The organism is Pseudomonas sp. WS 5146, assembly GCF_012985495.1.
Taxonomy (GTDB): Bacteria; Pseudomonadota; Gammaproteobacteria; order Pseudomonadales; family Pseudomonadaceae; genus Aquipseudomonas; species Aquipseudomonas edaphica.
Map to the genome: position 1 here is coordinate 141,315 of NZ_JAAQWL010000005.1, position 12,282 is coordinate 153,596.

9 protein-coding genes are annotated in these 12,282 nt (G+C 61.0%); 6 read left to right on the forward strand and 3 right to left on the reverse strand.

The genetic code is table 11. The features are described 5' to 3' along the window. The first annotated feature begins 7 nt into the window (after positions 1-7). Positions 8-1,726, forward strand: coding sequence for a PTS fructose-like transporter subunit IIB (locus HBO41_RS15400; protein WP_138451114.1), 1,719 nt, complete (start codon positions 8-10; stop codon positions 1,724-1,726). 191 nt (positions 1,727-1,917) lie between these two features. Beyond that, positions 1,918-3,459: an alkaline phosphatase gene (locus tag HBO41_RS15405; protein ID WP_099548346.1), complete on the forward strand. Its 1,542-nt coding sequence runs from the start codon at positions 1,918-1,920 to the stop codon at positions 3,457-3,459. Between the two features lie 131 nt (positions 3,460-3,590). Here HBO41_RS15405 and HBO41_RS15410 read toward each other — a convergent pair whose 3' ends face one another. Together HBO41_RS15410 and HBO41_RS15415 are read right to left on the reverse strand one after the other, a co-directional pair. Continuing rightward, positions 3,591-6,116, reverse strand: coding sequence for a sulfite reductase flavoprotein subunit alpha (locus HBO41_RS15410; protein ID WP_169986861.1), 2,526 nt, complete (start codon positions 6,114-6,116; stop codon positions 3,591-3,593). 136 nt (positions 6,117-6,252) lie between these two features. Further along, positions 6,253-8,538 (reverse strand): TonB-dependent siderophore receptor, encoded by a 2,286-nt coding sequence (locus HBO41_RS15415; RefSeq protein WP_169986863.1) that lies wholly within the window; start codon positions 8,536-8,538, stop codon positions 6,253-6,255. Between the two features lie 206 nt (positions 8,539-8,744). Here HBO41_RS15415 and HBO41_RS15420 point away from each other — a divergent pair, with 206 nt between their 5' ends. The 4 genes from HBO41_RS15420 (at position 8,745) to HBO41_RS15435 (ending at position 10,820) form a co-directional block, all read left to right on the forward strand. After that, a complete protein-coding gene (locus HBO41_RS15420; RefSeq protein WP_099548350.1) occupies positions 8,745-9,425 on the forward strand; it encodes a Fe2+-dependent dioxygenase in 681 nt (226 codons plus the stop codon). A gap of 2 nt (positions 9,426-9,427) precedes the next feature. Then, positions 9,428-10,213 (forward strand): tetratricopeptide repeat protein, encoded by a 786-nt coding sequence (locus tag HBO41_RS15425; RefSeq protein ID WP_169986865.1) that lies wholly within the window; start codon positions 9,428-9,430, stop codon positions 10,211-10,213. A 65-nt stretch (positions 10,214-10,278) separates the two neighbouring features. After that, positions 10,279-10,545, forward strand: coding sequence for a CopG family ribbon-helix-helix protein (locus tag HBO41_RS15430; protein WP_017138296.1), 267 nt, complete (start codon positions 10,279-10,281; stop codon positions 10,543-10,545). Then, on the forward strand, positions 10,545-10,820 hold the full coding sequence (locus tag HBO41_RS15435; protein ID WP_080593787.1) for a type II toxin-antitoxin system RelE/ParE family toxin: 276 nt from the start codon (positions 10,545-10,547) through the stop codon (positions 10,818-10,820). The genes HBO41_RS15430 and HBO41_RS15435 overlap by 1 nt, the downstream gene beginning before the upstream one ends. Positions 10,821-10,879: 59 nt before the next feature. On the opposite strand, the gene HBO41_RS15440 is transcribed toward HBO41_RS15435, so the two are convergent. After that, positions 10,880-12,043, reverse strand: a complete 1,164-nt coding sequence (locus HBO41_RS15440; protein WP_017138295.1) for a type III PLP-dependent enzyme — start codon at positions 12,041-12,043, stop codon at positions 10,880-10,882. Between the last annotated feature and the right edge of the window lie 239 nt (positions 12,044-12,282).

Sequence of the window (12,282 nt, forward strand, 5' to 3'; positions counted from 1 at the left end):
GTTTGTGATGAAGTTAGCCATTGTTACCGCCTGCCCGAACGGCATGGTCACCAGTGTGCTGTGCGCCCGCTTGTTGGACGCCGCCGCGCAGCGCCAGGGCTGGAGCACCAGCACCGAAGTCGTAGATGTGCAGCACCCTGAGCGCCAGTTGTCTCAAGCCACAATCGATGCTGCCGAATGGGTGTTGCTGGTCAGTAGCACGCCGGTGGATATGCAGCGGTTTGTCGGCAAGCGTGTATTCCAGAGCACGCCGGCCCAGGCGCTGGCGGATGTCGACGCGGTGCTGCGCCGTGGTGCCGAAGAGGCCCAGGAATACGTCGCCAGCCAAGCGCCGGTGGCGGCGAAGAATGCCCCGCGTATCGTCGCGATCACGGCCTGCCCGACCGGCGTGGCCCACACCTTCATGGCCGCCGAAGCCTTGCAGCAAACGGCCAAGCGCCTGGGCTATGACTTGCAGGTCGAGACCCAGGGGTCGGTGGGCGCACGCACGCCGTTGAGCGCGCAGGCCATCGCCGATGCCGATGTGGTGTTGCTGGCGGCGGATATCGAAGTCGCCACTGAGCGTTTCGCCGGCAAAAAGATTTACCGCTGCGGTACCGGCATCGCCCTCAAGCAGTCCGAGGCCACGCTCAACAAGGCGCTGGCCGAAGGCGCGGTAGAAAACGCCGCCAGCGGTGCGGTCGGCAAAAAAGAAAAAACCGGCGTGTACAAGCACCTGCTCACCGGCGTGTCGTTCATGTTGCCGATGGTGGTGGCGGGCGGGCTGTTGATCGCCTTGTCGTTTGTGTTCGGCATCCATGCTTTTGAAGAAAAAGGCACCTTGGCTGCCGCCCTCAAAACCGTCGGCGACCAGGCCTTTATGCTGATGGTGCCGTTGCTGGCGGGCTACATCGCTTATTCGATTGCCGACCGTCCGGGCCTGGCGCCGGGCATGATCGGCGGCTTGCTGGCGGGCACCTTGGGCGCCGGGTTTATCGGCGGCATCCTCGCCGGTTTCCTTGCCGGTTACTGCGTCAAGCTGATCACCCGCGCGGTGCAATTGCCGCAAAGCCTGGAGGCGCTCAAGCCGATCCTGATCATCCCGCTGCTGGCAAGCCTGTTCACGGGCCTTGCGATGATCTATCTGGTCGGCCCGCCGGTGGCGCGGTTGCTCACGGGGCTGACGGATTTTCTCAGCACCATGGGCACCACCAATGCGGTGCTGCTGGGCATTTTGTTGGGCGGCATGATGTGTGTGGATTTGGGCGGGCCGATCAACAAGGCGGCGTATGCGTTTTCTGTCGGCCTGCTGGCCGCGTCCAGTGGTGCACCGATGGCGGCGACCATGGCCGCTGGGATGGTGCCGCCAATCGGCATGGGCATCGCCACCTTGCTGGCGCGGCGCAAGTTCGCCCAGACCGAGCGCGAGGCGGGCAAGGCCGCAATGATCCTGGGCCTGTGCTTTATCTCTGAAGGCGCGATTCCATTTGCCGCCAAAGACCCGCTGCGGGTGATCCCGGCCAGCATCGCCGGTGGCGCGTTGACCGGCGCGCTGTCGATGTATTTCGGCTGCAAACTCGCCGCACCCCATGGTGGTTTGTTTGTGTTGGTGATTCCGAATGCAATGAACCATGCGCTCCTGTATTTGCTGGCGATTGTGGCGGGCAGCTTGGTGACTGGGCTGGTGTATGCGCTGATCAAGCGTCCCGAGGCGGCGGAGCTGTCGATCACTTCAGCCAAGGCCTGACACTGTTCAAAATGTGGGAGCTGGCTTGCCTGCGATTGCTTTCTGTCAGTCACCCTTTCAGTGACTGATTCACCGCTATCGCAGGCAAGCCAGCTCCCACCTTTGATCTCCAGTGTTCTTACGGTCGGTGTCACATCCGCTTCATGCTCCCGTGTTTAAGTTGCCCTTTTGATACTCAAGAGGGCACCTGCATGAGCCACTTCGATCTCGGCCGTCGCCGCGTGATGCAAGCCGTTGGCGCCGGTTTGTTGCTGCCGGGCCTGGCGCCGGCAGTGATCGCCTCGGTCAAGGACCGCCCGCAACTCACCGACGGCGTGCAGTCCGGCGACTTGCTGGGCGATCGGGCGATGATCTGGAGCCGCAGCGACCGCCCGGCGAAGATGGTGGTGGAGTGGGACACCCGCAGTGTGTTCAGCAACCCGCGCAAATTTATCTCGCCCCTGGCCGACAGCCGCACCGACTTTACCGCCCGCGTCGAACTCACCGGGCTGCCGGTCGATCAGGCGATTTTCTACCGTGTGCACTTTGAAGACGCCCAGACCGGCGTGGCCAGCGAGCCGTGGTTCGGCCACTTGCGCAGCGTGCCGCAGCAGCGTCGTGATATCCGTTTTGTGTGGAGCGGCGACACTGTCGGCCAGGGCTTCGGCATCAACCCGGACATAGGCGGCATGCGCATTTACGAAGCCATGCGCCTGCGCCTGCCGGACTTTTTTATCCACAGCGGTGACACCATCTACGCCGACGGCCCAGTGCCGGCCCAGCTGACCGTTGAAGACGGGCGCATCTGGCGCAACATCACCACTGAAGCCAAGAGCAAAGTCGCCGAAACCCTCGACGAATATCGCGGCAATTATCGCTACAACCTGCTGGATGAAAACGTGCGCCGCTTCAATGCCGAAGTGCCGCAGATCTGGCAGTGGGACGACCACGAGGTGATCAACAACTGGTCGCCGAGCAAGGTGCTCGATGAGCGTTACCAGACCAAGGACATCAACACCTTGGTCGGCCGCGCACGCCAGGCCTGGCTGGAGTATTCACCGATGCGCCGCCAGAGCGCCGATGGCGGTGGGCGCATCTATCGCAAGCTCAGCTACGGGCCGTTGCTGGATGTGTTCGTGCTGGACATGCGCAGTTATCGCGGGCCTAACGACGACAATCTGGGCGGCGAAAAGCCCTTTATGGGCCGTGAGCAACTGGACTGGCTCAAGCGCGAACTCAAGGCCTCCCAGGCGCAGTGGAAAGTCGTGGCCGCCGACATGCCTATCGGCCTCGGCGTGCCCGACGGTGAAGTCAGCCCCGGCGTGCCACGTTGGGAAGCCATCGCCAACGGCGACCCAGGCCCGGCCCAAGGTCGTGAGCTGGAGATTGCCGAACTGTTAGGGTTTTTGCGCGCGCAGCAGGTGCGCAACCATGTGTGGCTGACGGCGGATGTGCATTACTGCGCGGCGCATCATTACCACCCGGACCGCGCGGCGTTTCAGGATTTCGAGCCGTTCTGGGAGTTTGTGGCCGGGCCGCTGAATGCGGGGAGCTTCGGGCCTAATCAACTGGACAAAACCTTTGGACCGGAGGTGGTGTTCCAGAAGGCTCCGCCTGCGCAGAACACTTCGCCGTTTGCCGGTTTTCAGTTTTTTGGTGAAGTGCAGATTGACGGGCAGACGGCGGAGTTGACCGTGATCTTGCGTGACTTGGATGGGGTCTCGGTGTTCGAGCAAAAGCTGCAGCCCGCCTGACCTGCAATGCACGTAAAACTGTGGGAGCTGGCTTGCCTGCGATGGCATCACCCTGGTGTCACTGATACACCGAGGTGCCTGCATCGCAGGCAAGCCAGCTCCCACAGTTGCTCCTCGGTGTTTATGAGGGCTTAGTACACATCCCGTCGATAGCGGCCCTGCTCAATCAAACGCTCCACCGCTTCGCTGCCCAGCACCTCGTGCAGCACTTGATCCACACCCGTGGCCATGCCCTGCAAGCTGCCGCACACATAAATCGCGGCGCCTTCGGCCAGCCATCTACGCAATACGTCTGCCGATTCGCGCAGGCGGTCCTGTACGTAGATTTTCTCTGCCTGGTCGCGGGAAAACGCCAGGTCCAGCAGGGCCAGGTCACCGCTGGCCAGCCAGCCTTGCAGCTCGTCCTGGCACAGGTAGTCGTGGGCAATATTGCGTTCGCCGAACAACAGCCAGTTGCGCTGCTGGCCATCGGCGATGCGCGCTTTAAGCAAACTGCGCAGGCCGGCCAGGCCGGTGCCGTTGCCCAGCAGGATCAGCGGCACCGGCGCTTCGGGCAAGTGGAAGCCACTGTTGCGGCGCAGACGCAGGCTGACGCCGGAGCCGATGGCGGCGTATTCGGTCAGCCAGCCCGAGCCCAGGCCCAGGCTGCCGTCGGGGTGGCGCTCCTGGCGCACGATCAGCTCCAGCACGCCGTCGCTGGCGATCGAGGCGATGGAGTATTCGCGCATGCCCAAGGGCACCAGCGCGTTGACCAGCGCTTGTGCGTGCAGGCCCACCAGATGCGCGCGGTTGTCCGGCAGTTGGCGGGTGGCCAAAGCCTGGTTGAGGGTTTGCGCCAGGCCGTCGATCAACACACCATCGCTGCCGACCAGGCCCAGGCCTGCGAGGAAATGCTCGATGGCCCACGGGCAATTGCGCGGCAGCACTTCCACCAGGTCACCGGCCAGCCAGCTTTGCGGCGCAGGCGGCGTGAGGCCCAGCAGGTAGATGTCTGAGCCAACGCTGTCGCGGTTAAGCAGGGTGCGATGGGTGAGGGTCCAGTTTTCAAACTGAGGCGCTTGCCAGGCCGCTGCCGGTGCTTGGCCGGTGAGTTGGCCCAGTTGTTGTTGCCACATCAGCAGCGCTTCGCTGTCGCCGCTGTCGACTTCCACCGGCGCGAATAACGGCGTGCCGCCCTGGTGGGTCAGCCAGAAGTGCAGGCGCCGGGCAAAACCGCAGAAGTGTTCATACTGGCGATCACCGAGGGCCAGCACCGAGTAGTTCAAGCCTTTGAGCGACAGATCCTGGCCGAGCACGCTGCGCTCAAACCCCCGGGCGCTGTCTGGGGCTTCGCCGTCGCCGAAGGTGCTGACCACGAACAGCGCATGCTGCGATTGGCTCAGGTCGTGCTGGCTGACGCTGCCCAGCGGCTGCACTTTCACCGGCAAGCCGGCGGCCTGCAATTGCCCGGCGGTTTGCCAGGCCAACTGCTCGGCAAAACCGCTCTGGCTGGCAAAGCCGATCAGCCAGGCCGGCGCATCGCTGTGGTTGGCGCCGAGGCCGTTGCGGGCGTCGCGCACCTGGCGCTTTTTGCGGCGACGGTCCAGGTACAGCAGCCAGCCGGTGATAAAGAACAACGGCATCATCAGCGAACTGAGGGTGAGGAGGATGCGCCCGGTCCAACCGAAGTAGCTGCCGGTGTGCAACGCATAAATGCTGGTGAGCAATTGGGACTTGAGCGTCTTGCTGGCGTACGGGGCGTGGGTTTTGACCTCGCCGGAGGACGGGTCCAGGTTGATCTGGTTCAGCGCGCGGTCGTGGGGCGATGTGTTGAGCAGGTAATACACAATGGCTGGCTGCCCGGCGACGGCCGGCATGCGAATGTTGTAGGCGATCAAACCGGGGCCGGCGTTGGCGTAGATGCTGCTCCATATGGCGTCGTAGTTGGCCACCGGCGCCGGGCCTTCGGGCGGCGGGCCGCGTTTGCGCAGGCGCTCGTTTTGCGGCGCGTCGGACAGCAGTTTGTTCAGGCCCTGGCTGTACCAGTCGTAGGACCAATACAGGCCGGTGAGCGCCGAGAACAGATAGAACAACAGGCACCAGGTGCCGAACACCGAGTGCAGGTCCCAGTTGAAGCTGCGGCCTTTCTTGCGCCAGTCCAGCGTCAGCCAGGCGCGCCAGCTTGCCACTTGGCGCGGCCAGCGCAGGTACAGGCCCGAGAGGCAGAAGAACACCAGGATGAGGCTGCAGGCGCCGGTGATGTTACGCCCGGTTTCGCCGATGGCGAGGAAGCGGTGCAGCTGCAAGATAAAGCCGAGCACATCCTGGCCGACGGCGTCGCCCATGTAGTCGCCGGTGTAGGGGTCGAAGTAGCGCATCTGGCCACGCCGTTCGCCCGGCGGGGCGGTGAAGAACACACGCGCGGCGTTGCCGCTGTCGCTTTCCACCCACAGCATCGATACGGTCTTGCCTTCGGTGGCCTCAAGCTTGCGCACCAGTTCGGCAGGCGGCAGCACACCGGCTTCGCGTTTTTCGACCTTCAAGACTGTGGGGTTGAGCGCCCGCAGGATTTCATCCTGAAACGAGACCGCAGCCCCGGTCATCCCCATCAACGCCAGCACCAGCCCGGCAGTGATGCCGAAGAACCAGTGCAATTGGAACAGGGTTTTTTTCAACACGTCGGACCGCCTCGCTCATCTGGATGTCGTTGTCACGGCGCGCATTATGCCGTGGGTTAACGAGAAAAATTCTGTTTTACACGCAAAAGCCCCACGCATCCGATGCGTGGGGCTTTTGGCTGAACGTTGACCGGGTTTAGAAGTGGAAACTGGTGGTCAACAGCGCCGTACGCCCGGCGGCCTGGTTGGCAAAGTGCGCCGCGTAGGCTTTGTCGTAGTAGGTCTTGTCGGTCAGGTTTTGCACGTTCAATTGCAGGTCGACGTTCTTGGTCAGCTTGTAGCTGGCCATCGCGTCGTAGCGGGTGTAAGCCGGCACGTACACGGTGTTGGCCGGGTCGCCGTACACCTGATCGACGTAGAACGCGCCGCCGCCGATGGTCAGTTTTGGCGTGATGTCGTAAGTGGTCCACAGGCTGAAGGTGTTCTTCGGCGTGTTGGGCATTTGGTTGCCTTTGTTGGAGCCGGCCGACACTACGTTTTGACGGTTGCCGATCTTGCCTGGGTCGACCAGTTCGCTTTTCAGGTAGCTGTAGCCGGCAAACACCTGCCATTGATCGGTGAGCTTGCCGCTGGCCGACAGTTCCAGGCCATCGACACGGGATTCGCCGCCGTTTTCGAAGGTGTTGGAGTCCACCAGGATTCGCGTGTTTTTCTTCTCGGTACGGAACGCTGCTGCCGTCAACGACAGGCGGTTGTGGAACAGGTCCCACTTGGTGCCCAGCTCGTAGTTGACGGTCTCTTCGGGTTTCAGGTCGCTGGTGTTGATGCCGGTGACGAAACCATTGGTTTCTTGCCCTTCACCCACCAGCCCGCCGACTGGCTGCGCCGAGGTGGCGTAGGAGGTGTAGATGCTGCCGTTTTCCAGCGGCTTCCAGACCAGACCCGCCTGCCAGTTGAAGAACTGGCTGTCGTCCTTGAGCTTGCTGCGCCCGGCTGCGGCGTTGGTATTGGCTTGTGTATCAAAGGTGTCGTAACGCACGCCGACGTTCAGCAGCCATTTCGGGTCCAGCTCGATGGTGTCGAACACATAGGCTGCGCGGCTGGTGGCCTTGGTGTTGGTGCCCATGTAGTTGCGTGCCACGCTGCCGGTCCAGGCGTCATCCGGTGTCGGGTTGCTCAGCGAGGTGCACTGGCCGCCCAGGCTGCCTTTGGCCACGGTGCAGGTCGGGTTGCTGTTCGGGCTGACGGTGTAGCTGCTGACGCGGGTTTCTTCACCGGTGAATTCCAGGCCGGTGGAGTACGAGTGTTTCATGCCCGCCAGTTGGAAGTTGCCGAACAGATCAGTCTGGTTGGTGGTGGTGTCGGTGGTTGACACGCGGGTGTTGGCGCGGCGCCACACGGTGCCGAAACGGCTGACGTTGCGCTGGCTGTCATCCGGCTGAGTGAGTACGTAATCCTGGCCGGTGCTGCCATGGCGCAGGGTGTTTTTCAGCGTCATGTTGTCGTTCAGGTCGTGCTCGATGGAGAACGTGCTGATGTCGGCGCGGGTCTTGCGGAAATCGCGGTCTTTCAAACCGTAGAAGTTGTTGCCGTCGCCGCCGTCGGTGGGTTTGTCATGCCCGTGGGCAGTGGCGGTCGGCGAGCTGTAGCCATACGGAATGCCCGAGTCCGGGAGGTCGTCGCTTTCCATGTGGTAGTAGCTGAAGTTGACGCGGGTCGGTGTGCCCAGGCCGAAAGTCAGCGACGGTGCCACCCCCCAGCGGTCGTAGTTGATGGTGTCGCGGCCGGCCACATTCTGCTCGTGGCTCATCAGGTTCAAACGGAACGCGGCGTTGTCGAGGAACTGACGGTTCACGTCGAGTACGTAGCGGCGGGTCTGGTCGGAGCCGTAAGTGAAACCGCCGTTGGTGAAGTCACGCGCCTGTGGCGTCTTGCTCACCAGGTTGATGCTGCCGCCGGCCGAGCCACGGCCTCCGAACGAGGAATTGGGGCCTTTGCTGACTTCGATCGACTCGATGTCGAAGATCTCGCGGCTCTGGCCGCCGGTGTCGCGCACGCCATCCAGGTAGGTGTCGCCCTGGGCGTCAAAACCACGGATGAACGGGCGGTCGCCCTGGGGGTTGCCGCCTTCGCCGGCGCCAAAGGTGATGCCCGGTACGGTGCGCAGGGCATCCTGCAGCGACGTGGCGGCAGTGTCTTTCAACACTTGCTGCGGCACCACGGTGACCGAGCGCGGGGTGTCCACCAGCGGCGCGGTGTATTTTTGCGACGAGGCTTTTTCGACCTGGTAGGAGGTGTTGTCCTGTTCCTGGCCGGTGATGCTGGTGGCGCCGAGGGAGATGCTGTTGCGCTCGCCTTTTGGTTCGGTGCTTTCGGCCGCTTGCGCCAGTTGGGCGGCAGAGCTGGCACTGAGTGCAACGCCGATGGCCGAAGCCAGCATGCGCGGTGAACTGGCAGGTGTTTTTAGCGTAGTGCGCGACATAACAAGTCCTTTCCCCAAGGAGGTGAGGCCGCGGAATATAGGGTCAACAAGACTTTCTATCAATTGCGATACATTACTATTCGCACTGAATTTACATTCTTTACACTTTTGCCTTACGGTTTTTACCCACTCATTCGTCCGCCGCGTTTTACAGGGCAGATAAGAATCAATACCATTAGCGCCTCTCTGTTTTCAGGTATTGCCCCATGTTGCTGCATATTCCCGGCCTGTTCTCTCGCGAGGAGGTGCTGCGCATTCGCCAAGCCCTGGAAAACACTGAGTGGGCCGACGGTAAAATCACCGCCGGGCACCAATCCGCCAAGGCCAAGCACAACCTGCAATTGCCCGAAGGCCATCCGCTGGCCAAGGAAATCGGCGCGGCAATGCTGGAGCGTTTGTGGAACAACCCGCTGTTTATGTCGGCGGCGCTACCGCACAAAGTCTTCCCGCCGTTGCTCAACTGCTACACGGCCGGTGACAGTTTCGATTTTCATATCGACAATGCCGTGCGCCAGGCGCGCGGCAGCCACGAGCGGGTGCGCACGGATCTGTCGTCCACGCTATTCTTCAGCGACCCGGAGGAATACGACGGCGGCGAACTGGAAATTCAGGACACTTTTGGCCTGCAACGGGTAAAACTGCCGGCGGGCGATATGGTGCTGTACCCCGGCTCCAGCCTGCACAAAGTCAACGCCGTGACCCGTGGCACGCGCTACGCCTCATTTTTTTGGACCCAAAGCCTGGTGCGCGAAGACAGCCAGCGAACGTTGCTGTTCGAAATGGACGGCGCTATCCAGCAACTGACCACGGACGTACCCGACCACCCGGCGCTGATCCAGCTTACCGGCACCTACCACAACCTGCTGCGCCGCTGGGTTGAGGTGTAAGCATGGGCTTTTTATTGCGCCGTGAAGAAGTGCTCAATGTCGAGCAACTGCAAAGCATGCTCGACGACTCCCCGGTGCGCGCTGCGCAGGCGATTTTGATGGCGGCGAAGGAAGGCGTGGTCGACGCTCAAGCGTTGCTCGGGCAAATCCTGCTGGAAGGGCGCGGCATTGCACGCGATGAAGCGCTGGCACTGCGCTGGTTCCAGATCGCGGCCCATGGCGGGCATTGGATGGCGCGCAATATGACCGGGCGTTGCCTGGAGCATGGTTGGGGTTGCGCCGTCGATGAAGCAGCGGCTGCGCGCAATTATCGTCTGGCGGCAGAAGCTGGATTGGATTGGGGGCAGTACAACTACGCCAACTTGCTGGCGACCGGCCGCGGTGTTGCGCAAGACCGGGCGCAAGCGTTTGCGTTTTACCGGCTGGCCGCAGAGCAGGGCCATGCCAAGTCGATGAACCTGCTGGGGCGTTATCTGGAAGACGGCCAGTATTGCCCTCAGGATCTGGATGCGGCCGTAGCGTGGTATCGCCGTTCAGCCGAAGGCGGGGATTTTCGTGGGCAGTTCAGCTATGCGGCGGTGTTGGCTGATAGGGGCCAGATCGAGGAGGCGCTGGGTTGGCTGCGCCAGGCACTGGCTGGAGGGAACCTCAAGTTTTTGCGCACCGCGCACAAGGCGCTGTTAAATGCAGCGCAGCCGGAAATCAGGTCTTTGGCTAAAGATTTCGAGCAGCGAGTGGCTCAATTAAACGATGAGCGGCATGGGTTAGCAGTTGCCGCACCGATCTAAATCACTATGATTGAAGCTGATTCAGATTTAATCATATGTTTCGCAATGCTGCGAAGAGAGGATTTATGGGCGCCGACACTAAAGTACTGACCGCTCACGTCCCCACCGCCTTGGCGCAAAAAGTCGATCAGATGGCGGCACGGATGGATCGTTCGCGGGGCTGGATCGTTAAGCAAGCGCTCGCCGATTGGGTCGATATGGAGGAAGCACGCAGCCGGCTGACACGAGAGGCCATGGCCGATGTCGATGCCGGTCGGGTGATTGATCAGCAAGCGGTTCAAGCCTGGGCGGATAGTTTAAGCACTGATTCGCCGCTGCCGGTACCTCGCTGATGGAGTTGAAGTGGACCAGTAAGGCTTTATCGGATCTGGCTCGACTTTTCGACTTCCTGGCCGTCGTAAATCGCATGGCGGCGGCGCGTACGGTGCAGTCACTTTCCCAAGCACCTTTGAGCTTGTTAAGTAACCCACGCATCGGTGAACGCGTTGAAGAATTTGAACCGCGGGACGTAAGACGACTGTTGGTTGGTCATTACGAAATGCGCTACGAAATTCAAGAATCAACACTCTATATTTTGCGTTTATGGCACGTGCGCGAAGATCGTTGAAATGTGCAAGCCCGTAAAAAAACCCATGACATGTCATGGGTTTTTTGTGTGCAGCGTTCTTACACGTAGTAAGACTTCAGCGGCGGGAAGCCATTGAATTCAACCGCGCTGTAGCTGGTGGTGTAGGCACCGGTCGACAACCAGTACAAACGATCACCAATCGCCAGGTTCAGCGGCAGGCCGTACTTGTAGTTTTCATACATGATGTCGGCGCTGTCGCAGGTCGGGCCGGCGATGACCACTTCTTCCATCTCGCCTTTCTTCTCGGTCCAGATCGGGAACTTGATGGCTTCGTCCATGGTTTCGATCAGGCCGGAGAATTTGCCCACATCCGTGTACACCCAGCGCTCGACGGCGGTGCGCGATTTACGTGCAACCAGTACCACTTCGCTGACCAGGATACCGGCGTTGGCGATCAACGAACGGCCCGGTTCCAGGATGATTTCCGGCAGGTCGTCGCCGAAATCTTCCTTGAGGAAGCGGATGATTTCTTCGGCATAGGTTTCCAGGCTGTTGGTACGGGTGATGTAGTTGGCCGGGAAGCCGCCGCCCATGTTGATCAGCTTGAGGTGGATGCCGTCTTCTTCCTTCAGGCGTTCGAAGATCACTTTGACCTTGGCGATGGCGGCATCCCACACGCTGATGTCGCGCTGTTGCGAGCCGACGTGGAAGGAGATGCCGTAAGGCACCAGGCCCAGGTCGCGGGCGAGGATCAGCAGGTCCATGGCCATGTCGGTCTGGCAGCCGAATTTGCGCGACAAAGGCCAGTCAGCCGTGGTCGAGCCTTCGGTGAGGATACGCACATACACTTTCGAACCCGGCGCGGCCTTGGCGATGTTGCGCAGGTCGGCTTCGGAGTCGGTGGAGAACAGGCGCACGCCTTTATCAAAGAAGTAGCGGATGTCCTTGGATTTCTTGATGGTGTTGCCGTAGCTGATACGGTCCGGGCTGACGCCACGGTCCATCACTTTATCCAGCTCGTAGATCGAGGCGATGTCGAAGCTCGAACCCTTGTCTTTCAACAGGTCGATGATCTCGACGGCCGGGTTGGCCTTGACCGCGTAATAGACTTTGGCGAATTCGAAACCGGCGCGCAGGTCATCGTAGGCCTGGCTGATCATCGCGGTGTCGATCACCACGAACGGGGTTTCTTGCTTGTCGGCGAACGCCTTCATTTTGTCAAAAGTGGCGCGCGCGAAATAATCTTCGACGTTGATCGACATGCTGGGAACTCCTAAGGGCAAACTGTAGTAATCAATGGGTGCAACTGAACGTCCTCCGTATCCCCACTTTGGTTCGCCTACTTCCCAAGGCATGTCGCCGAAAGCAAAAAGGCCATGGGATAACCGCGTCCCTTGGCCTTGCTGTCTCGTCGTCAGTACTTGAGCCGGATGGATCGTTTCCAGCATGGACGTTCGGCGCGAACTTTAGGACGTGAGGGGCCATAGATCAACTAAAAATG